The 21729-nt window shown below is 57.3% G+C and carries 22 protein-coding genes; 19 read left to right on the plus strand and 3 right to left on the minus strand.

Features of this window, described 5'->3' with window-relative positions:
- The first annotated feature begins 90 nt into the window (after positions 1-90).
- Positions 91-576, plus strand: coding sequence for a phosphohistidine phosphatase SixA (gene sixA / locus ACOT1A_RS03505; protein WP_003861375.1), 486 nt, complete (start codon positions 91-93; stop codon positions 574-576).
- Between the two features lie 46 nt (positions 577-622).
- Here sixA and smrB read toward each other — a convergent pair whose 3' ends face one another.
- The gene (gene smrB / locus ACOT1A_RS03510) at positions 623-1174 is read right to left on the minus strand and encodes an endonuclease SmrB (protein WP_022648866.1); all 552 of its coding nucleotides are present in this window, start codon (positions 1172-1174) and stop codon (positions 623-625) included.
- 145 nt (positions 1175-1319) lie between these two features.
- On the opposite strand from smrB, the gene prmB reads away from it, so the two are divergent.
- Genes prmB through ACOT1A_RS03540 form a run of 6 tightly spaced genes read left to right on the plus strand, consistent with a single transcriptional unit; the run spans position 1320 to position 5868 of the window.
- Entirely contained in the window at positions 1320-2252 is a 933-nt protein-coding gene (prmB, locus tag ACOT1A_RS03515) for a 50S ribosomal protein L3 N(5)-glutamine methyltransferase (RefSeq protein ID WP_276169891.1), read from the plus strand.
- Between the two features lie 60 nt (positions 2253-2312).
- Entirely contained in the window at positions 2313-3398 is a 1086-nt protein-coding gene (aroC, locus tag ACOT1A_RS03520) for a chorismate synthase (protein WP_023306656.1), read from the plus strand.
- A gap of 2 nt (positions 3399-3400) precedes the next feature.
- Complete coding sequence (gene mepA / locus ACOT1A_RS03525; RefSeq protein ID WP_003861385.1) at positions 3401-4225, plus strand: penicillin-insensitive murein endopeptidase; 825 nt, start codon at positions 3401-3403, stop codon at positions 4223-4225.
- Positions 4225-5034, plus strand: a complete 810-nt coding sequence (locus ACOT1A_RS03530; protein ID WP_022648863.1) for a sulfite exporter TauE/SafE family protein — start codon at positions 4225-4227, stop codon at positions 5032-5034. Before mepA ends, ACOT1A_RS03530 begins: the two co-directional genes overlap by 1 nt.
- Positions 5034-5579, plus strand: coding sequence for an elongation factor P hydroxylase (locus ACOT1A_RS03535; protein ID WP_276169890.1), 546 nt, complete (start codon positions 5034-5036; stop codon positions 5577-5579). Before ACOT1A_RS03530 ends, ACOT1A_RS03535 begins: the two co-directional genes overlap by 1 nt.
- Positions 5580-5592: 13 nt before the next feature.
- Positions 5593-5868, plus strand: coding sequence for a YfcL family protein (locus ACOT1A_RS03540; protein WP_022648861.1), 276 nt, complete (start codon positions 5593-5595; stop codon positions 5866-5868).
- A gap of 65 nt (positions 5869-5933) precedes the next feature.
- Here the strand turns inward: ACOT1A_RS03540 and mnmC are convergent, their stop codons facing one another.
- Positions 5934-7931 carry a bifunctional tRNA (5-methylaminomethyl-2-thiouridine)(34)-methyltransferase MnmD/FAD-dependent 5-carboxymethylaminomethyl-2-thiouridine(34) oxidoreductase MnmC gene (mnmC, locus tag ACOT1A_RS03545; RefSeq protein WP_276169889.1) on the minus strand — a complete coding sequence of 666 codons (1998 nt, stop codon included), beginning with the start codon at positions 7929-7931 and terminating at the stop codon, positions 5934-5936.
- Positions 7932-8089: 158 nt separating this feature from the next.
- Between mnmC and fabB the strand changes: the two genes are divergently transcribed.
- On the plus strand, positions 8090-9307 hold the full coding sequence (gene fabB / locus ACOT1A_RS03550) for a beta-ketoacyl-ACP synthase I (RefSeq protein ID WP_022648859.1): 1218 nt from the start codon (positions 8090-8092) through the stop codon (positions 9305-9307).
- Between the two features lie 68 nt (positions 9308-9375).
- Entirely contained in the window at positions 9376-10554 is a 1179-nt protein-coding gene (locus ACOT1A_RS03555) for an MFS transporter (protein ID WP_045621150.1), read from the plus strand.
- An 84-nt stretch (positions 10555-10638) separates the two neighbouring features.
- On the opposite strand, the gene flk is transcribed toward ACOT1A_RS03555, so the two are convergent.
- Positions 10639-11643, minus strand: a complete 1005-nt coding sequence (gene flk, locus ACOT1A_RS03560; protein ID WP_045621148.1) for a flagella biosynthesis regulator Flk — start codon at positions 11641-11643, stop codon at positions 10639-10641.
- 111 nt (positions 11644-11754) lie between these two features.
- On the opposite strand from flk, the gene pdxB reads away from it, so the two are divergent.
- From pdxB to ACOT1A_RS03610, 10 genes are all read left to right on the plus strand, one after another.
- Complete coding sequence (gene pdxB, locus ACOT1A_RS03565; RefSeq protein WP_023306650.1) at positions 11755-12891, plus strand: 4-phosphoerythronate dehydrogenase PdxB; 1137 nt, start codon at positions 11755-11757, stop codon at positions 12889-12891.
- 67 nt (positions 12892-12958) lie between these two features.
- Positions 12959-13972, plus strand: a complete 1014-nt coding sequence (locus ACOT1A_RS03570) for an aspartate-semialdehyde dehydrogenase (protein ID WP_276169888.1) — start codon at positions 12959-12961, stop codon at positions 13970-13972.
- On the plus strand, positions 13972-14784 hold the full coding sequence (gene truA, locus ACOT1A_RS03575) for a tRNA pseudouridine(38-40) synthase TruA (protein WP_001286071.1): 813 nt from the start codon (positions 13972-13974) through the stop codon (positions 14782-14784). Before ACOT1A_RS03570 ends, truA begins: the two co-directional genes overlap by 1 nt.
- Before the next feature lie 28 nt (positions 14785-14812).
- Complete coding sequence (locus ACOT1A_RS03580) at positions 14813-15472, plus strand: DedA family protein (RefSeq protein WP_276169887.1); 660 nt, start codon at positions 14813-14815, stop codon at positions 15470-15472.
- 154 nt (positions 15473-15626) lie between these two features.
- Positions 15627-16532 carry an acetyl-CoA carboxylase, carboxyltransferase subunit beta gene (accD, locus tag ACOT1A_RS03585; RefSeq protein WP_022648854.1) on the plus strand — a complete coding sequence of 302 codons (906 nt, stop codon included), beginning with the start codon at positions 15627-15629 and terminating at the stop codon, positions 16530-16532.
- Positions 16533-16602: 70 nt separating this feature from the next.
- Positions 16603-17871, plus strand: coding sequence for a bifunctional tetrahydrofolate synthase/dihydrofolate synthase (folC, locus tag ACOT1A_RS03590; RefSeq protein ID WP_063138125.1), 1269 nt, complete (start codon positions 16603-16605; stop codon positions 17869-17871).
- Entirely contained in the window at positions 17861-18547 is a 687-nt protein-coding gene (gene dedD / locus ACOT1A_RS03595; protein ID WP_023300639.1) for a cell division protein DedD, read from the plus strand. Before folC ends, dedD begins: the two co-directional genes overlap by 11 nt.
- Before the next feature lie 254 nt (positions 18548-18801).
- On the plus strand, positions 18802-19290 hold the full coding sequence (cvpA, locus tag ACOT1A_RS03600) for a colicin V production protein (RefSeq protein WP_000262116.1): 489 nt from the start codon (positions 18802-18804) through the stop codon (positions 19288-19290).
- A 33-nt stretch (positions 19291-19323) separates the two neighbouring features.
- A complete protein-coding gene (gene purF / locus ACOT1A_RS03605) occupies positions 19324-20841 on the plus strand; it encodes an amidophosphoribosyltransferase (RefSeq protein ID WP_008502595.1) in 1518 nt (505 codons plus the stop codon).
- A gap of 89 nt (positions 20842-20930) precedes the next feature.
- Positions 20931-21500: a UbiX family flavin prenyltransferase gene (locus ACOT1A_RS03610; RefSeq protein WP_015572254.1), complete on the plus strand. Its 570-nt coding sequence runs from the start codon at positions 20931-20933 to the stop codon at positions 21498-21500.
- The last annotated feature ends 229 nt before the right edge of the window (positions 21501-21729 follow it).

Genomic DNA, 21729 nt, shown 5'->3' on the forward strand with positions numbered 1-21729 from the left:
GCACAATGCCCGGCCATCGGGTTTTCTACCTCAGAGCATTAATCGCGGGTAGTTAACGCCGGTGATTCTGGTTAACAAAAGCGGTGCAATATGCAAGTTTTTATCATGCGTCACGGCGACGCGGCACTCGATGCCGCCAGTGACTCAGTACGTCCTTTAACCGTCTGTGGCTGCGACGAATCCCGTCAGATGGCGACATGGCTTAAAGGTCAAAAAGTGGACATTGAACGCGTTCTGGTGAGTCCGTTCCTGCGGGCAGAACAGACGCTGGATGTGGTAGGGGAGTGTATGAACCTGCCATCCAGTGTGGATGTTCTCCCTGAACTCACGCCGTGTGGCGATGTTGGCCTTGTCAGTGCTTACCTTCAGGCGCTGTGCAACGAAGGTGTCGCTTCCGCACTGGTCATTTCCCACCTGCCGCTGGTCGGCTATCTGGTATCTGAGCTGTGCCCGGGCGAAACGCCACCAATGTTCACAACGTCCGCCATTGCCAACGTCACCCTCGACGAAACCGGCAAAGGGGTCTTTAACTGGCAAATGAGTCCGTGCAACCTGAAGATGGCTAAAGCCATCTGACGTGACGTGCGATATGGCGGGGTGCCGCGTGCCTCCCGCCATCCTGTCAGGGCAACTCTGGCGGCTGCCACTCCTCAACTTCAATCAACACCAGCAATGCGGCATCTCCGCCGTACTCTTTTGGTGCCTGATGAAAAGCCATTACGTGCGGATGCTGAGCCAGCCACAGCGGCGTCTGTTGTTTGAGAATATGTTTGCCGTGACCGTGCATCACGCAGGCGCAAAAAACATGCTCGCGTCGGCACGCCGCGATCAACGCCCCCAGCTCCTGCTTCGCCTGCATCTGGGTCAACCCGTGCAGATCGAGGAACAGCTCCGGCGAGTAATCTCCCCGGCGTAATTTTTTCAGTTCAAAATGGCTAACGTCTTCGCGCACGTATTTCACCGCGCCCTGCGTATTTAGCAGCGGCTGAAACTCATCTGAAAAATAGTGGCTGTTATCGGCCTGCTCCTGGAGCAACCGTTTGACCGGAACCTCGCTGATTTTTTTACGCTGTGGGCGATGGACAATGGTGTCGTGCGTGATTTTACGCGTCCCGGTCATCAGCTGACGGAAGAGAGCCTGATCCTCCTCGCTGAGCGATGTTTTCTTTTTCATTCGTCATTCTCATCTCGTATTTCCGATAGTGTACCCGACTAAACGCATTTTTTAACCTCAAGCGACACGCGTCATTGCTGATTTATCGCCGTCTTCATGGCAAACTAGCCGCCGAAAATTATGCGAGCATGCCCTGGAGGAAAGAGTGGATAAAATTTTTGTCGATGAAGCAGTAAACGAGCTGCATACCATACAGGACATGTTGCGCTGGTCGGTTAGCCGCTTCAGCGCCGCCAATATCTGGTACGGACACGGCACCGATAACCCGTGGGATGAGGCCGTCCAGCTGGTGCTGCCGTCACTCTACCTGCCGCTGGATATTCCGGAAGACATGCGCACCGCGCGCCTGACCTCCAGTGAAAAACACCGCATCGTTGAGCGCGTGATCCGTCGCGTGAACGAGCGTATTCCGGTGGCTTACCTGACCAACAAAGCCTGGTTCTGCGGCCATGAGTTCTATGTTGATGAGCGTGTGCTGGTGCCGCGTTCGCCGATTGGCGAGCTGATCAACAACCACTTTGACGGCCTGATTAACCATCAGCCGCTGCACATACTTGATATGTGCACCGGCAGCGGCTGCATCGCGATTGCCTGCGCGTACGCCTTCCCGGAAGCGGAAGTGGACGCCGTCGATATCTCCACCGACGCGCTGGCCGTCACCGAACATAACATTGAAGAGCACGGCCTGATCCATCACGTCACGCCTATCCGCTCTGACCTGTTCCGCGACCTGCCGACGCTGCAATACGACCTGATCGTCACCAATCCACCGTACGTGGATGCCGAAGACATGTCCGATCTGCCGAACGAGTACCGTCACGAGCCGGAGCTGGGCCTGGCGTCAGGCTCTGACGGGCTGAAGCTGACCCGCCGCATCCTGGCCTGCGCGCCGGATTATCTGACCGAGGATGGCGTTCTGATTTGTGAAGTGGGTAACAGCATGGTACATCTGATAGAGCAGTACCCGGATGTGCCGTTCACCTGGCTTGAGTTCGACAACGGCGGTGACGGCGTCTTTATGCTGACCAAAACGCAACTGCTTGATGCACGCGAATACTTCAGCATTTACAAAGATTAATCCAGCGGGCTTCGGCCCGTTTCACAACGCTCAAACACAAACAACAACATCGGAGCCGTGATGGCAGGAAACAGTATTGGACAGGTATTCCGTGTGACCACCTTTGGCGAGTCGCACGGTCTGGCATTGGGTTGTATCGTTGATGGCGTCCCGCCAGGCATCGAACTGACCGAAGCCGATTTACAGCATGACCTTGACCGCCGTCGTCCGGGTACCTCTCGCTACACCACGCAGCGTCGCGAGCCGGACCAGGTCAAAATTCTCTCCGGCGTTTTTGAAGGCCGTACCACCGGGACCAGCATTGGTCTGCTGATTGAAAACACCGATCAGCGCTCCCAGGACTACGGCGCGATTAAAGACGTCTTCCGTCCGGGCCACGCCGACTATACCTACGAACAAAAATATGGCTTTCGCGACTATCGCGGCGGCGGACGTTCTTCCGCGCGTGAAACCGCGATGCGCGTGGCGGCAGGTGCGATTGCCAAAAAATATCTCCAGCAGAAATTCGGCATCGTTATCCGCGGCTGTCTGACCCAGATGGGCGACATTCCGCTGGCAATCAAAGACTGGGATCAGGTAGAACTTAACCCGTTCTTCTGCGCCGATGCCGACAAGCTGGACGCGCTGGACGAGCTGATGCGTGGCCTGAAAAAAGAGGGCGACTCCATTGGTGCGAAAGTCACCGTGGTGGCCGACGGTGTGCCGGCTGGCTGGGGTGAGCCGGTATTTGACCGCCTCGACGCTGACATCGCCCACGCGCTGATGAGCATCAACGCGGTGAAAGGCGTTGAAATCGGCGACGGTTTTGACGTGGTTAAGCTTCGCGGCAGCCAGAACCGCGACGAAATCACGAAGGCGGGTTTCCAGAGCAACCATGCGGGCGGCATTCTGGGCGGCATCAGCAGCGGGCAGCAAATTATTGCCAATATCGCGCTGAAGCCAACGTCCAGCATTACCGTGCCGGGCCACACGATTAACCGCTCAGGCGATGAAGTAGAGATGATCACCAAAGGGCGGCACGATCCATGCGTGGGGATCCGCGCGGTACCGATCGCAGAAGCGATGCTGGCGATCGTGCTGATGGATCACTTCCTGCGCCAGCGGGCGCAGAATGCGGATGTGACGACCACCATTCCACGCTGGTAACTATGAAAAAAACCGCAATCGCTCTGCTGGCGCTGCTGGCCAGTGGAGCAAGCCTGGCCGCCACGCCGTGGCAGAAAATCACCCACCCGGTAGCGGGAAGCGCGCAGTCCATTGGCGCTTTCTCCAACGGGTGTATCGTCGGCGCGCAGGAACTTCCGCTGCAGTCGGACACCTATCAGGTGATGCGCACCGACCAGCGCCGTTACTTCGGCCATCCTGACCTGGTGCTGTTTATTCAGCGTCTTGGCAACCAGGTGCATAACCTGGGGCTGGGGACGATGCTGATTGGCGATATGGGGATGCCTGCAGGTGGTCGCTTCAACGGCGGTCACGCCAGCCACCAGACCGGACTGGATGTGGACATCTTCCTGCAACTGCCGAAAACGCGCTGGAGCTCAGCGCAGCTGCTGAAACCGCAGGCGCTGGATCTGGTCTCGGCCGACGGTAAACGGGTCGTCGCCTCGCGCTGGTCGCCGGAAATTTCCAGCATGATTAAGCTGGCGGCAGAGGATAACGACGTCACACGGATCTTTGTTAACCCGGCCATCAAGCAGCAGCTTTGCCTGGATGCGGGAACGGATCGCGACTGGCTGCGTAAAGTGCGCCCGTGGTTCCAGCACCGGGCGCATATGCATGTTCGCCTGCGCTGCCCGGCGAACAGCCTGGAATGTGAAGATCAGCCGCTGCCACCGCCTGGCGATGGTTGTGGTTACGAACTGCAAAGCTGGTTTGAACCGGCCAAGCCTGGAACCTCTAAGCCTGAGAAGAAGACACCGCCTCCGTTGCCGCCTTCCTGCCAGGCGCTACTGGATGAGCATGTACTTTAATGGATAATTTCGTCGATCTGTTTATGGTGTCACCGCTGCTGCTGGCGGTGCTCTTTTTTGTTGCGATGTTAGCCGGATTTATCGATGCCCTGGCGGGCGGTGGCGGGTTGCTCACCGTTCCGGCGCTGCTGGCGGCAGGCATGAGCCCTGCCCAGGCGCTTGCCACCAACAAACTCCAGGCATGCGGCGGTTCGCTCTCCTCATCGCTCTACTTTGTTCGGCGCAAAGTAGTGAATCTCGCCGATCAGAAGCTCAATATCCTGATGACGTTTATTGGCTCGACGGCGGGCGCGCTGCTGGTCCAGCACGTACAGTCCGACATTCTGCGCCAGATCCTGCCGATTCTGGTTATCTGTATTGGCCTCTATTTCTTACTGATGCCAAAGCTCGGCGAGGAAGACCGGGCGCGGCGACTGCACGGCCTGCCGTTTGCGCTGATTGCCGGTGGCTGCGTCGGTTTTTACGACGGCTTCTTTGGTCCGGGGGCAGGCTCGTTTTACGCGCTGGCATTCGTGACGCTGGCCGGGTTCAACCTCGCCAAATCCACCGCCCACGCCAAAGTCCTCAACGCAACCTCCAACGTTGGCGGTCTGCTGCTGTTTATCATTGGCGGCAAGGTTATCTGGGCTACCGGATTTGTGATGATGGCGGGGCAGTTTTTGGGCGCGCGCGCAGGCTCGCGTCTGGTATTAAGCAAAGGGCAAAAGCTGATCCGCCCGATGATTGTTGTCGTCTCGGCGGTGATGAGCGCCAAACTTCTTTATGACAGCCATGGACAGGAGATCCTCACCTGGTTGGGGATGAACTAATGAACAGTACGCATAAATACGAACAGCTGATTGAGATCTTCGACAGCTGTTTTGCTGATGATTTTAATACCCGTCTGATTAAAGGCGACGACGAACCGATCTATCTTCCTGCTGATGACCAGGTTTCATACAACCGCATCGTCTTTGCCCACGGCTTTTACGCCAGCGGTTTGCACGAGATTTCGCACTGGTGCATCGCGGGGAAAGCGCGTCGCGAGGTGGTGGACTTTGGTTACTGGTACTGCCCGGACGGGCGCGACGCCGCCACCCAGGGGCAGTTCGAAGATGTGGAGGTGAAACCGCAGGCGCTGGAGTGGCTGTTCTGCGTGGCGGCGGGTTTCCCGTTCAACGTCAGCTGTGACAACCTTGAAGGCGACTTCGAGCCAGACCGTATCGTCTTCCAGCGCCGCGTGCATGCGCAGGTGATGGAATATCTTGAGAAAGGCATCCCGGAACGTCCGGCACGCCTGATCGAGGCTTTACAAAATTATTACCATACGCCGGAGATCACGGCGGAATGCTTCCCGTGGCCGGAAGATTTATAACAGAGGAAAGAAGATGATCGCAGAATTTGAATCACGCATTCTGGCGTTAATTGATGACATGGTGGAACACGCCAGCGATGATGAGCTGTTCGCCAGCGGTTATCTGCGTGGTCACCTGACGCTGGCGGTAGCCGCGCTGGAAGCCGGGGACGATCACTCTGCCGACGCCGTTCACGCGGAAGTTACTCGCAGCCTTGAAAAAGCCATTCTGGCCGGGGAACTGTCTCCACGAGACCAGTCTTTAGTGCTGGGCATGTGGGACAATTTGTTCCAGCAGGCTAAACGCTAAGTTGCCGCCTTCTCTTCCCTCTCCCTTTTGGGGAGAGGGCCAGGGTGAGGGCACCAGACCGCACCCTACTTAACCCTTTTCCCCTTCAGCAATTTCCGCACCCACAGTCGGTTCGGATTAAGCCCCGCGAGCGTTACCCTGTCCAGCGGAACCGGCTCATCGCTCATTTGCGCGGCTAGCACTTCAGCCAGCAATGGCGCGGAGCATAATCCCCGCGAGCCTAAGCCACCCAACATAAACAGTTCCGGATAAACGGGCGCACTTACCGCCGCTTCTTTGTTGTCTGCAAGATCCTGATAGACTTCAAGCGTGGCGTCATAGTCCGGCACGTTTCCCGCCATCGGCAGGTGATCGCGGGTCGCGCAGCGTACGCCGCAGCGCGCCTGACCCTCACTGACATCAACCTCTTTCGCCCACGACGCATTCGGGAAACAGTCGAGCAGGCGCTGGCGGTTTTGCTGCTGATCCGCTTCGCTGTACTGCATATCTGTTTCACCGCGATGATAGCTGGCACCGATGCAGTGATGGCCGTTGGACGGATTTTGCGGCGTCGCGTAGCCGTCGTAACACAGCACCTGACGCAGTTTGCTCAGTTCGGGCGCGGTCGGGATATGGCTCACCTGGCCGCCGACTGGATAAACCGGCAATGACGCTGTCTGGGTATACTGAGTGATGTGATGTCCGTTGGCCAGTACAACGCTGGCATGCTGCGACGCTTTGCCGTCAGCAAAACGCAGTTCCCAGTGCGCAGTGCGGCTTAGCGATTGAACCTTATGGGCATAATGCACTGTCAACCCACGCGACTGCCCGAGGGCTATCGCCGCAGAAGTCAGTTCAGCCGGACACAGCCAGCCGCCGAGTGGATACTGAATACCCCCGCAGCCGGTGTCGACGCCAGCGGTCTCAGCAACCTGCTGAGCCGTCACTGCATGGGCGATGGTTTCCGGCAGCCCCAGCGACAGCATTTGGGTGATTTTCTGTTGGCTCTTCTCATCCCAGCCCAACTGCGTCACACCGCACCAGTCGTGGTCGAACGCAACCGGCAGGCTATCGTAAAGGCGACGAGCAAACGTAAACGCAGCCGGGAAGAACTGGAACAGTGCGGGATCGTGTGAACTTAATAAGGGATAAAGCGCGCCCTGACGGTTGCCTGATGCACCCATCGCCGGTGCCTCGTCAGCGCAGTAGAGCGTCACCTGCCAGCCACGGTGCAGCAGAGCCAGTGAGAGCAGGGCGCTGGCAATACCTCCGCCCACAATGGCGACCTCACGCGACGCACTGGGGCGGCGAGCAAACCAGGGTGCCTGTGCCGGGATCGCCAGATCGTGTTCCATCACCCCCACTAGCATGTCGCGTTTGCGGCCAAAGCCTTTGGTTTTCCGCATGGTAAACCCCGCCTCCTGCAACCCACGGCGGACAAAGCCCGCCGAGGTGAAGGTGGCAAGCGTCGCGCCCGGGCGTGCCAGACGTGCCATTGCGCTGAACAGGTGCGGACTCCACATGTCAGGGTTTTTGGCGGGCGCAAAACCGTCCAGGAACCAGGCGTCCACTTTCTGATGCATTGAGTCATCGAGCTTATCGGTCAGGTCGTTAATGTCGCCAAGCCACAGGTCGAGCGTGACGCGTCCGTCGTCCAGAATCAGACGATGACAGCCGCCGATAGCCGGTGGCCACTGGGCCTGAAGCTGTTCCGCCCAGTGGGCAAGCTCCGGCCAGCGCTGATGGGCAAGCCGCAGATCGTGTGCGGTAAGCGGAAATTTTTCGAAACTGATGAAATGTAATCTTTGTAAGGTAGCCTCGGGGTGTGCAGCGCGAAACTGGTCGAAGGCCTGCCAGAGGGTCAAAAAATTCAGCCCGGTGCCGAAACCGCTCTCCGCGACGACAAACAGGCTGCGCGGATGCTCAGGGAAGCGGGTGCTGAGATGATTTCCTTCGAGGAAGACATAGCGCGTCTCTTCCAGTCCGTTATCATTAGAAAAGTAGACGTCATCAAAATCTCGGGAAACAGGTGTACCCTCAGCGTTGAATTCGAGGTTGGCAGGTTGTATGGCGTTTTGTTTCACGTAAGTTACTCGTCCGACAGGCAGTGGCACGATCTTAGCGATGTGAGCCCATCGGTGCAAATTTCCACAGAAAATCGCTGATCGGACTTGTTCGGCGTACAAGTGTACGCTATTGTGCGACTCGAAACTTTTTATAGTGCGACTTACAGAGGTATTGAATGAAACGTGCAGTGATTACTGGCCTGGGCATCGTTTCCAGCATCGGTAATAACCAGCAGGAAGTCCTGGCATCTCTGCGTGAAGGACGCTCCGGGATCACTTTCTCTGAAGAGTTTAAAGATTCTGGAATGCGTAGCCACGTATGGGGTAACGTTAAACTGGATACCACCGGTTTAATTGACCGTAAAGTGGTTCGTTTCATGAACGATGCCTCTATCTACGCCTATCTTTCCATGCAGGAAGCGATCAAGGATTCTGGTCTGAGCGAAGACGCTTACCAGAACAACCCACGCGTGGGCCTGATTGCAGGCTCCGGCGGTTCCTCTAAAGCTCAGGTGTTCGGTGCTGACGCCATGCGCAGCCCGCGCGGCCTGAAAGCGGTCGGTCCATATGTTGTGACCAAAGCCATGGGTTCAGCGGTTTCCGCGTGCCTGGCAACGCCGTTCAAAATCCACGGTGTGAACTACTCCATCAGCTCTGCATGTGCGACCTCCGCACACTGTATCGGTAATGCGGTTGAGCAGATCCAGCTGGGCAAACAGGACATCGTATTTGCTGGCGGCGGCGAAGAGCTGGGCTGGGAAATGGCCTGTGAGTTCGACGCGATGGGCGCACTGTCCACCAAATACAACGAAACGCCAGACAAAGCATCCCGTACCTATGATGCACACCGCGACGGTTTTGTTATCGCTGGCGGCGGCGGTATGGTTGTGGTTGAAGAGCTGGAACACGCTCTGGCGCGTGGCGCGCACATCTACGCTGAGATCGTGGGCTACGGCGCAACGTCTGACGGCGCTGACATGGTTGCTCCATCCGGCGAAGGCGCGGTGCGCTGCATGAAGATGGCGATGCACGGCGTTGATACCCCAATCGACTACCTGAACTCCCACGGCACCTCAACGCCGGTAGGTGACGTGAAAGAGCTGGGTGCGATCCGTGAAGTGTTCGGCGACAACAGTCCGGCTATCTCTGCAACCAAAGCCATGACCGGTCACTCTCTGGGTGCGGCGGGCGTGCAGGAAGCGATCTACTCTCTGCTGATGCTGGAAAACGGCTTTATCGCGCCAAGCATCAACATCGACGAGATGGACGAGCAGGCGGCTGGCCTGAACATCGTGACCGAAACCACCGAACGTGAGCTGACGACCGTTATGTCCAATAGCTTCGGTTTCGGCGGCACCAACGCCACGCTGGTGATGCGTAAGCTGAAAGCGTAAGCGTTTGAAGATATAGTAGAAGGGAGCCACGCGGCTCCCTTTTTTTATGCCTGAACACGGAGTTATGCATGACGGCTGTTACCCCTGAGAAGAGCGCTCCTTCCGGGAACCTTTCCCTTTTCCGCATCGCCTTTGCGGTGTTTCTGACCTACATGACCGTTGGTCTGCCGCTGCCGGTGATCCCCTTGTTCGTTCACCAGGAGCTGGGCTATGGCAACACCATGGTCGGTATTGCGGTGGGCATTCAGTTTTTAGCGACGGTTTTAACCCGGGGCTACGCCGGTCGCCTGGCGGATCAGCACGGCGCAAAACGCTCGGCGTTGCAGGGCATGTTTGCCTGCGGGCTGGCGGGGGGAGCCTGGCTGCTGGCGGCGCTGTTGCCGATAGATGCAGCGTATAAATTCGCGCTGCTGGTGGCGGGGCGCCTGATCCTCGGCTTTGGCGAAAGCCAGCTGCTGACCGGCACCCTGACATGGGGAATGGGGCTGGTGGGACCTGCGCGTTCCGGAAAAGTGATGTCCTGGAACGGGATGGCGATTTACGGCGCGCTGGCGGCAGGCGCACCACTGGGGCTGCTGATCCACAGCCAGTTTGGTTTTGCGGCGCTGGCAGGCACCACCATGGTATTACCGCTGCTGGCGTGGGCGTTTAACGGTTCGGTGCGCAAGGTGCCCGCCCATAAAGGCGAGCGTCCTTCGCTGTGGAGCGTGGTGGGGCAAATCTGGCAACCGGGGCTTGGGCTGGCGCTTCAGGGAGTGGGCTTTGCGGTTATCGGTACCTTCGTCTCCCTCTATTTCATGAGCCGCGGCTGGGCGATGGCGGGCTTTACGCTGACGGCTTTTGGCGGCGCGTTTGTATTGATGCGCGTGCTGTTTGGCTGGATGCCGGATCGCTTTGGCGGCGTGAAGGTGGCGGTGGCGTCACTGGTCATTGAGACCGCGGGTCTGGTACTGCTCTGGCAGGCGCCGTCCGCATCCGTTGCGCTGCTGGGTGCAGCGTTAACCGGCTGCGGCTGTTCGCTGATCTTCCCGGCGCTGGGCGTTGAAGTGGTGAAGCGCGTGGCTCCGCAGGTGCGCGGCACGGCGCTGGGCGGCTATGCGGCGTTTCAGGATATCTCTTACGGCATCACCGGGCCGCTGGCGGGGCTGCTTGCAACGTCGTTTGGCTATCCTTCCGTATTTCTCGCCGGTGCGGTGTCAGCGGTAGTGGGGATTGTGGTGACGCTGGTGGCGTTTCGCAGGTCGTAGTTTTTGCCCGGTGGCGCTCCGCTTACCGGGCCTACAACCGCGCGAACCGTAGGCCGGGTAAGGCGTAGCCGCTACCCGGCAGTTTTAAGCAACCAGCCAGAAAATCGCCAGCGCAATCAGCAACGCGATAAACATCAATCCCGGACGGGCAGAAAGCGTCTTGAACGTGTCAACAACGGGGGCAAACAGCGGGTTGTAGATCGGCTGAATGTTTCTTACCTCCGGCACGCCGCCTTCCCGCTCGGCGCGGCGAACGAAGATCTGATTCAGTAAATCCTGTACCTGCGCGGTGGTCAGCACGGTTTGCGGTGTCGCCTGCCAGCTCTGCTGGGCGTAATCCCGGATCATATCGAACTCGTGCGGTTCCAGCGGTTGTTTCAGTGCCGCCTGTACGCTGTGCAGGGTCGGAGCGCTCTGGGTGCTGAGCGTCTGACGCGCCTGGAGCCAGGTGACCAGATGGGTAAACTGTTTTGCCGGGATCATCTCGCCCGCTTTCACACCGGAAAGTTCCAGCATGGATTGCCAGATAAGCTTTGTCGGTTCGCCGGTGGCGGCAGCCAGCTTAGTGACCATCTGCTTGAGCGTATTATGCTCCGCAGGCTGTAATGGCCGCTCTGTAGACGGGCGCTGTTGCGGCTGCGGGATAGAAAGCTGATTGCTTTGCAGCAGGGTCAACACGGTTTTCAGCTGTTCCGGCGAAAGCTGGCTCAGGGCGGTATGACCGTATTGCTGACGGATAAAATCACTCACCGCCTGACGATTATTCCCCTGGCCCAACAGCTCGGTCAGCTGCGAGATAATCTGGCGGGTAGTATGTTGCTGCTGTGCGCTGGTAAGACGCTGGTTCAGGTTTTGTTCGGCGGCAGGGAAATGGCGCGACTGTAGCGGCGCATCGTTTCTGACGCCCAAATCGTGCTTAACGCCGGCCCATACCTCTGCGTTTTGCTGTGAGGTCAACGCAATAAGACGCGTGATAAGACGCTCCAGTACGGTGCGTTGCTGCGTGGAGAGCGGTTGTTCGCCTGGCGTGTTGGGCGTTACGGGGCCTTCACCCGGAGGGCGCGGAGGCGTACCTGAAATGGGCTGCATCGTCAAAAATCCTTAAAGTCAAACTCTGCGTAACCGGGCGGAGATATATGCCCGGCGGCGAGATTATGGCACACTTGGCAGGTTTACTTCCTCTCAAACAGGTACTCAGACGTGAAAATCCTCGTTGATGAAAATATGCCTTACGCCCGTGAGCTGTTCAGCCGCCTGGGTGAGGTTAAGGCTGTTCCTGGCCGCCCGATTCCGGTCAGCGAACTGGACGATGCAGACGCACTGATGGTGCGCTCGGTGACCAAAGTAAATGAGGCGCTGCTCACCGGCAAAGGGGTTAAATTTGTCGGGACGGCAACGGCCGGGACCGATCATGTGGATGACCAGTGGCTTAAGCAGGCGGGGATTGGTTTTTCCGCGGCACCAGGCTGTAACGCCATTGCCGTCGTGGAATATGTATTCTCCTCGCTATTGATGCTGGCCGAGCGCGATGGTTTTGCGCTGAAAGACCGCACCGTCGGGATTGTGGGTGTGGGCAACGTGGGCGGACGTCTGCAAAAGCGTCTGGAAGCCTGGGGCATCCGCACTCTGCTGTGCGATCCGCCGCGTAAGGATAACGGCGATGAGGGCGATTTCCGCACGCTGGATGAGCTGGTCGACGAGTGCGACGTCATCACCTTCCATACGCCGCTCTTTAAAGAAGGGCCGTACAAGACTCTGCACCTGGCCGACGAAAAGCTGATCCGCCGTCTGAAGGCTGGCACTATTCTGATAAATGCCTGCCGGGGACCGGTGGTGGATAACGCGGCGCTGCTGACATGTCTCGATGAGGGACAAGATCTTAGCGTCGTACTGGACGTCTGGGAGCCAGAGCCGGATCTCAACGTCGCATTGCTGAATAAGGTGGACGTGGGTACCGCACATATCGCGGGTTATACCCTTGAAGGCAAAGCGCGTGGTACAACCCAGGTGTTTGAGGCTTACAGCGCCTTTATCGGCCATCCGCAGCAGGTAGCGCTGGATACGCTGCTGCCCGCCCCGGAATTTGGTCGCATTACCCTTCATGGACCGCTGGATGAGGCAACGCTGAAAAGACTGGTGCATTTGGTGTATGATGTGCGCCGCGATGACGCGCTGCTGCGTAAAGTGGCGGGTATTCCGGGTGAGTTTGACAAGCTGCGCAAAAATTACCTTGAGCGCCGCGAGTGGTCCTCCCTGTATGTGATGTGCGATGACGCCCCCGCGGCGGCGCTGCTGCATCAGCTGGGATTTAACGCCGTTCACCACCCGGCACGTTAATGTCTTCTTAATGCTCCCTGTCGGATATTCCGGCAGGGACGCTTTTTTATTTCTGGAGTAAACCACCATGTCTGAAGGCTGGAACATTGCCATTTTGGGTGCCACTGGCGCCGTGGGCGAAGCCCTGCTTGAAACCCTTGCTGAGCGTGAGTTCCCGGTGGGCGACATTTACGCGCTGGCGCGTACCGACAGCGCAGGAGAACATCTGCGTTTCGGCGGGAAATCCGTGATGGTGCAGGATGCCGCCGCGTTTGACTGGACACAGGCTCAGCTGGCGTTTTTTGCCGCAGGTGCGGAAGCCACGGCATCCTACATTGAAGAAGCGACCAATTCAGGCTGTCTGGTGATCGACCTGAGCGGTCTGTTCTCCCTGGAGCCGGATGTGCCGTTGGTGGTGCCGGACGTCAACCCGTTTGTGCTGGCTGACTACCGCAACCGCAATATCATTGCAGTACCGAACAGCCTCACCAGCCAGCTGCTGACCGCGCTGAAGCCGCTGATCGACGACGGTGGCCTGTCGCGTATTTCCGTGACCAGCCTGCTGTCAGCCTCCGCTAACGGCAAAAAAGCCGTAGACGCACTGGCAGGGCAGAGCGCGAAGCTGCTGAACGGTATCCCGATCGACGAAGATGATTTCTTTGGCCGCCAGCTGGCGTTCAACATGCTGCCGCTGCTGCCGGATCGTGAAGGTTCGGTGCGGGAAGAGCGTCGTATCGTCGATGAAGCACGCAAAATTCTGCAGGATGACGGTCTGATGATCTCCGCGAACGTCGTGCAGTCTCCGGTCTTTTACGGCCACGCGCAGATGGTCGGGTTTGAAGCCCTGCGTCCGCTGGCGGCTGAAGAAGCCCGCGACGCGTTTGGCCGCGGTGAGGACCTTATCCTGTCCGAAGAGAGCGAATTCCCGACGCAGGTGGGCGACGCTACCGGCAGCGCGCATCTCTCTGTGGGCTGCGTGCGTAACGATTACGGTATGCCTGAGCAGGTGCAGTTCTGGTCCGTTGCCGACAACGTGCGTTTTGGCGGCGCGCTGATGGCGGTCAAAATCGCGGAAAAACTGGTGCAGGAGTATCTGTACTGATGTCAGATGTGGAACAAAAGCCGGTCCACAGAATTGCCCTCGGCATTGAATACGATGGCAGTAAATACTATGGCTGGCAGCGGCAGAATGAGGTGCGCAGCGTCCAGGAGAAGCTGGAGAAAGCGCTCTCTCAGGTGGCGAATGAACCGATAAGCGTCTTCTGTGCGGGCCGCACCGATGCCGGCGTTCACGGCACGGGGCAGGTGGTGCATTTTGACACCACCGCCGTGCGCAAAGACGCGGCCTGGACGCTGGGTGTAAATGCGAATTTGCCTGGTGACATTGCCGTGCGTTGGGTGAAAGCTGTGCCGGATGATTTTCACGCGCGTTTCAGCGCGACGGCGCGGCGCTACCGTTATGTCATCTACAACCAGCGCCTGCGCCCGGCGGTGTTAAGCCAGGGCGTGACGCATTTTTATGAACCGCTGGATGCAGAACGTATGCAGCGTGCGGCGCAGTGTCTGATTGGAGAGAATGATTTTACGTCGTTTCGTGCGGTGCAGTGTCAGTCCCGTACGCCGTGGCGTAACGTCATGCACATTAACGTCAGTCGTTATGGCGCGTATGTGGTGGTGGATATCAAAGCCAATGCCTTTGTACATCATATGGTGCGGAATATTGTAGGCAGCCTGATGGAAGTGGGCGCCGGACACCAGCCGGAGAGCTGGATTGCAGAACTGCTGGCAGCGAAGGACAGAACGCTTGCGGCAGCAACGGCGAAAGCGGAAGGTCTGTATCTGGTTTCGGTGGATTATCCGGACCGGTTCGACCTGCCAAAACCGCCAATGGGCCCGCTGTTTTTAGCGGACTAAACAAAGGCGCAATTAGGGCTTAGACAATATGGACGTAATACGTTTTCTGATTGATTTCATCCTGCACATTGATGTTCACCTGGCGGAGCTGGTCGCGCAGTACGGCGTCTGGGTATACGCCATTCTGTTCCTCATTCTGTTCTGTGAAACCGGCCTTGTGGTTACGCCGTTCCTGCCGGGAGATTCACTGCTGTTCGTGGCGGGCGCGTTATCCGCACTGCCAACGAATGACCTGAATGTCCATCTGATGGTCGTCCTGATGATCATCGCCGCGATTATTGGTGATGCGGTCAACTACACTATCGGGCGGGTGTTTGGCGAGCGGTTGTTCAGTAATCCGGACTCGAAGATTTTCCGCCGCAGTTATTTAGATAAGACCCATGCGTTCTATGAGCGCCATGGCGGTAAAACCATTATCCTTGCCCGTTTTGTGCCTATTGTGCGCACATTTGCACCGTTTGTGGCGGGAATGGGTCACATGTCCTATCGTCATTTTGCCATGTACAACGTGGTGGGCGCGCTGCTGTGGGTACTGCTGTTTACCTATGCGGGCTACATGTTTGGCGATCTGCCGGTGGTTCAGGAAAACCTTAAGTTACTGATTGTAGCGATTATTGTGCTTTCCGTTCTGCCGGGTGTGATCGAAATTATTCGTCACAAACGCGCGGCGGCAAAACAAGCGAAGTAAATGCACGCTGGCGGTTCGACCACTTTTTTATCCAAAGTTTCGGGCTGTTATGTTTTAATGTGCAACATTCATGGTCTGTTGGAGGCAAAAATGGCATTATTCGCCTCTTACAGCAAAACTGGCATACGACCAGGTTCAGGCAGAAAGGTTATCAATGAGCTGGATTGAACGAATTAAAAGCAACATTACCCCAACGCGTAAAGCGAGCATTCCTGAAGGGGTATGGACGAAGTGTGATAGCTGCGGCCAGGTTCTGTATCGCGCAGAGCTGGAACGCAATCTTGAGGTGTGTCCGAAGTGTGACCACCATATGCGTATGTCGGCGCGCAACCGCCTGCATAGCCTGCTGGACGAAGGTTCTCTGGTAGAACTGGGCAGCGAACTGGAGCCAAAAGATGTGCTTAAGTTCCGCGACTCCAAAAAATACAAAGATCGTCTGGCCTCTGCACAGAAAGAGACCGGCGAGAAAGACGCGCTGATCGTCATGAAAGGCACCCTGCATGAGATGCCGGTGGTTGCCGCCGCGTTTGAGTTCGCCTTTATGGGCGGCTCAATGGGCTCTGTTGTTGGTGCGCGTTTCGTGCGTGCCGTTGAGCAGGCGCTGGAAGACAACTGCCCGCTGATCTGCTTCTCTGCCTCCGGTGGCGCACGAATGCAGGAAGCGCTGATGTCCCTGATGCAGATGGCGAAAACCTCTGCCGCGCTGGCGAAAATGCAGGAGCGTGGTCTGCCGTACATCTCGGTACTGACCGACCCAACCATGGGCGGCGTTTCTGCAAGCTTCGCGATGCTGGGCGACCTGAACATCGCTGAGCCAAAAGCGCTGATCGGCTTTGCCGGTCCTCGCGTTATCGAGCAGACCGTACGTGAGAAACTGCCGCCGGGCTTCCAGCGCAGTGAGTTCCTCATTGAGAAGGGTGCTATCGACATGATCGTCCGCCGCCCGGAGATGCGCCTCAAACTGGCAAGCGTCCTGGCGAAGCTGATGAATCTGCCGTCGCCGAGCCCGGACGAGCCGCGCGAAGGCGTGGTGGTACCGGATCAGGAACCCGAGGCCTGATAACTGAAAAGGGCAGGGCCAAATGGCGCTGCCCTTTTGCTTTCTAAACCGTTAATGACAACCGGGCATCATGGAAAATAAAAGCATTCCTCAAGCCACGTCGCCCCTGGCCGCGTGGCTTTCTTATCTGGAAAACCTGCACAGTAAAACTATCGACATGGGCCTTGAGCGCGTAAGCCAGGTTGCCGCGCGCCTTGACGTGCTGAAACCTGCGCCTTTCGTGTTTACCGTGGCCGGCACTAACGGTAAAGGCACCACCTGCCGCACGCTGGAATCTGTCCTGATGGCCGCCGGTTATAAGGTAGGCGTTTACAGCTCGCCGCACCTGGTGCGCTACACCGAGCGCGTGCGGGTGCAAAACACCGAGCTGGCCGAATCGGCCCATACGGCGTCGTTTGCCGCTATCGAAGCCGCGCGCGGCGATACCTCATTAACCTATTTCGAATACGGCACCCTGTCGGCGCTGTGGCTGTTTAAGCAGGCGCAGCTGGACGTGGTGATCCTGGAAGTGGGGCTGGGCGGGCGTCTGGATGCCACAAATATGGTAGATGCGGATGTCGCCGTCGTCACCAGCATCGCGCTGGATCACACCGACTGGCTGGGGCCCGACCGCGAAAGCATTGGCCGTGAGAAGGCCGGTATTTTCCGGGCCGATAAGCCTGCCGTGGTTGGCGAACCGGACATGCCACATACCATCGCTGAAGTGGCGAAAGAGAAGGGTGCTCGTCTGCTGCGTCGCGGCGTGGACTGGCAGTATGAGGTGCAGGACAACGGCTGGCGCTTCAGCGATGCGCAGGGCGTGCTGGAGAATCTGCCGCTGCCGCAGGTGCCACAGCCTAACGCGGCGACTGCGCTGGCAGCCCTGCGCGCCAGCGGGTTAGCGGTGAGCGAGCAGGCAATCCGCGATGGCATTCAGAACGCACTGCTGCCGGGACGTTTTCAGATTGTGAGTGAGTCACCGCGTCTGATTCTGGATGTTGCACATAACCCGCATGCGGCGGCGTACCTCGCAGGACGTCTCAAATCGTTACCAAAAACCGGGCGCGTGCTGGCGGTTATCGGTATGCTTCATGATAAAGATATCGGCGGCACGCTGGCCTGCATGGAGAGTGTGGTCGATAGCTGGTATTGTGCTCCTCTGGAAGGGCCGCGCGGCGCGACTGCTGAGCAGTTGATGGAACATCTCGGCAAAGGCGAAATCTACAGCAGTGTGGTTTCGGCCTGGCGTGCCGCGATGGCGGAGGCTAAACCAGAAGATACCGTGCTGGTGTGTGGGTCATTCCACACGGTGGCACATGTCATGGAAGTGATGGACGCGGGGAGAACCGGTGGCGAGTAAGTTTCAGAACCGTTTAACAGGAACCATTGTGCTGGTCGCGCTCGGGGTGATTATTCTCCCGGGATTGCTCGACGGGCAGAAAAAGCATTACCAGGATGAATTTGCGGCCATTCCGCTGGTACCCAAACCGGGCGATCGCGACGAGCCCGATATGCTGCCAGCGGCAACGCAGGCGCTGCCAGCCCAGCCGCCTGAAGGCGCAGCGGAAGAGGTGCGCGCAGGTGATGCAGCCGCGCCGTCTCTTGACCCGTCGCGTCTGGCGACGAACAATAACATCGAGATTGATCCGGTGCCGGTAGAACAGCCTAAGCCTGTTGAGAAGCCGAAACCGGTGGAGAAGCCGCAGCCGAAACCGCAGCGGGATAAAGCGGCCGAGCAACTGGCAGCCGCTTCAGAAACGCCACCGCCGGCGAAACAGGACGCGGCCCCTACCGGCAAAGCCTATGTCGTTCAGCTCGGTGCATTGAAAAATGCAGATAAGGTCAATGAGATTGTGAGTAAACTGCGCGGCGCGGGATACCGTGTTTATACTTCACCCACCACGCCGGTACAGGGTAAAATTACCCGTATCCTCGTGGGGCCGGATGCGTCTAAAGATAAGCTCAAAGGTTCGCTTGGCGAGCTGAAGCAAATCTCCGGCCTGAGCGGTGTGGTGATGAACTACAGCGCAAACTGACAGAAATTACCCCCTCACCCTAACCCTCTCCCCAAAGGGGCGAGGGGATGGTTTGCTCCCTCTCCCTTGAGGGAGAGGGCCGGGGTGAGGGGGAGGCAGACGTTCACAGAAACGTCAAAGGTGCGGTGGCGTTGAGCATTTTTTCAGCGCCTTTTTTATTTACGCGTGGGAAGGAAATCCCTACGCAAACGTTTTCTTTTTCTGTTAGAATTCGCCCCGAACTGGATGACAGGGCGTTTAATCGTGGGACACATATGGTCTGGATTGATTACGCCATCATTGCGGTGATTGGTTTTTCCTGTCTGGTTAGCCTGATCCGTGGCTTTGTTCGTGAAGCGTTATCGCTGGTAACCTGGGGTTGTGCTTTCTTTGTTGCCAGTCATTACTACACTTACCTGTCTGTCTGGTTCACGGGCTTTGAAGATGAACTGGTCCGAAACGGAATCGCCATCGCGGTGCTGTTTATCGCGACGCTGATTGTCGGCGCTATCGTCAATTACGTGATAGGTCAGCTGGTCGAGAAAACCGGTCTGTCAGGAACGGACAGGGTGCTCGGCATCTGTTTCGGCGCGTTGCGAGGCGTGCTGATTGTGGCCGCGATCCTGTTCTTCCTGGATACCTTTACCGGGTTTTCCAAAAGTGAAGACTGGCAAAAATCGCAGCTCATTCCGGAGTTCAGCTTCATCATCAGATGGTTCTTTGACTATCTGCAAAGCTCGTCGAGTTTCTTGCCCAGGGCATAAACCCTGAGATGTGGCTTAACGAGGAAAAGACGAATGTGCGGTATTGTCGGTATCGCCGGTTTCATGCCGGTAAACCAGTCGATTTATGACGCGTTAACGGTGCTTCAGCACCGTGGGCAGGATGCTGCGGGTATCATCACCATTGATGCAAACAACTGCTTCCGTTTACGCAAGGCGAACGGCCTGGTAAACGATGTGTTTGAAGCCCGCCATATGCAGCGTCTGCAAGGTAATATGGGGATCGGTCACGTTCGTTATCCTACTGCTGGCAGTTCCAGCGCCTCTGAGGCTCAGCCTTTTTACGTTAACTCCCCGTATGGCATCACGCTTGCCCACAATGGCAATCTGACCAATGCCCACGAGCTGCGTAAAAAGCTGTTTGAAGAGAAACGTCGCCACATTAATACCACCTCTGATTCTGAAATCCTGCTCAATATCTTTGCCAGCGAGCTGGATAACTTCCGCCATTATCCGCTGGAAGCAGACAACATTTTTGCCGCCGTTGCCGCGACTAATCGCCAGATCCGTGGCGCGTACGCTTGCGTGGCGATGATTATCGGTCACGGCATGGTGGCCTTCCGCGATCCAAATGGCATTCGCCCGCTGGTGCTCGGCAAACGTGACCTCGGCGATGGCCGTTCCGAGTACATGGTTGCCTCCGAAAGCGTGGCGCTGGACACGCTGGGCTTCGAATTCCTGCGTGATGTCGCGCCAGGCGAAGCGGTCTACATCACCGAGAAGGGCCAGCTGTTTACCCGCCAGTGCGCCGACAATCCGGTGAGCAACCCGTGCCTGTTCGAATACGTTTACTTCGCGCGTCCGGACTCGTTCATCGACAAAATTTCCGTTTACAGCGCGCGCGTCAACATGGGGACGAAGCTGGGCGAGAAGATTGCCCGCGAGTGGGACGATCTCGACATCGACGTCGTGATCCCAATCCCTGAAACCTCTTGTGATATCGCGCTGGAAATTGCCCGTATTCTGGACAAGCCGTACCGTCAGGGCTTCGTGAAAAACCGCTACGTTGGCCGCACCTTTATCATGCCGGGCCAGCAGCTGCGTCGTAAGTCCGTACGTCGTAAGCTAAACGCTAACCGTGCCGAGTTCCGCGACAAGAATGTGCTGCTGGTGGACGACTCCATTGTGCGCGGCACGACGTCTGAGCAGATCATCGAGATGGCGCGTGAGGCCGGGGCGAAGAAAGTATATCTCGCCTCCGCAGCGCCGGAAATTCGCTTCCCGAACGTGTATGGCATTGATATGCCAACCGCTAATGAGCTGATTGCGCATGGCCGAGAAGTGGATGAGATTCGCCAGATCATCGGGGCCGATGGCCTGATTTTCCAGGATCTGAACGATCTGATCGATGCGGTGCGCGCCGAGAACCCGGATATTCAGCAGTTCGAATGCTCGGTATTCAATGGGATCTACGTGACAAAAGACGTAGACCAGCAGTATCTCGACTACCTTGATTCTCTGCGTAACGACGATGCGAAAGCCGTCCAGCTGCAAAACGATCTCGAAAGCTTAGAGATGCACAACGAAGGTTAATGCTCCGGCAAGTGAGGGGGCTCGCCCTCACTTGCAACTCCCCGTAAAATCCTGCACAGTCAGCCCTGAAATCAGCAAGGGCAAAAATCATGAAACGACTCATTGTAGGGATCAGCGGTGCCAGCGGCGCGATTTATGGCGTCCGGCTGTTACAGGTGCTGCGTGACGTTGCTGGCGTAGAAACCCATCTGGTGATGAGCCAGGCGGCGCGTCAGACCCTCTCTCTTGAAACCGATCTCTCTCTGCGCGACGTTCAGGCGCTGGCTGATGTTGTCCACGATGCCCGCGATATCGCCGCCAGCATCTCTTCGGGCTCGTTTAAAACGGCCGGCATGGTTATTTTGCCCTGTTCGATTAAAACCCTCTCCGGTATCGTAAACAGCTATACCGACACGCTGGTGACGCGTGCGGCGGACGTGGTGCTGAAAGAGCGTCGTCCTCTGGTGCTCTGCGTGCGGGAAACGCCGCTACACCTGGGACATCTGCGTTTAATGACGCAGGCAGCCGAACTGGGAGCTGTGATAATGCCGCCGGTCCCCGCGTTCTATCATCGTCCACAAACGCTGGACGATGTCATCAACCAGACCGTTAACCGCGTGCTGGATCAGTTCGATATAGACCTGCCGGAAGATCTCTTTACCCGCTGGCAGGGGGCGTGAAGCTGTGCACAAGCAAGGTGCATGAAATGACTGTTTGCCCTGTTTCAGGGCAAAACTGCAACCGCGATCATATCCTCGACATTTAATTCGCTTTTTCCCTTTTTCTCTTTCCGGTTCGTTCGGCAGACCTGCTATCTTTCACCATTAAGGCAGTATCGCAACGTTTTATTAACATATTTAACGTCGTAGTTTTAACCCGACGACAATGTGGCATAAGACCTGCAAGAGC

The organism is Enterobacter cloacae complex sp. SYL003, assembly GCF_049236925.1.
In the GTDB taxonomy this organism is placed as follows: Bacteria; Pseudomonadota; Gammaproteobacteria; order Enterobacterales; family Enterobacteriaceae; genus Enterobacter; species Enterobacter intestinihominis.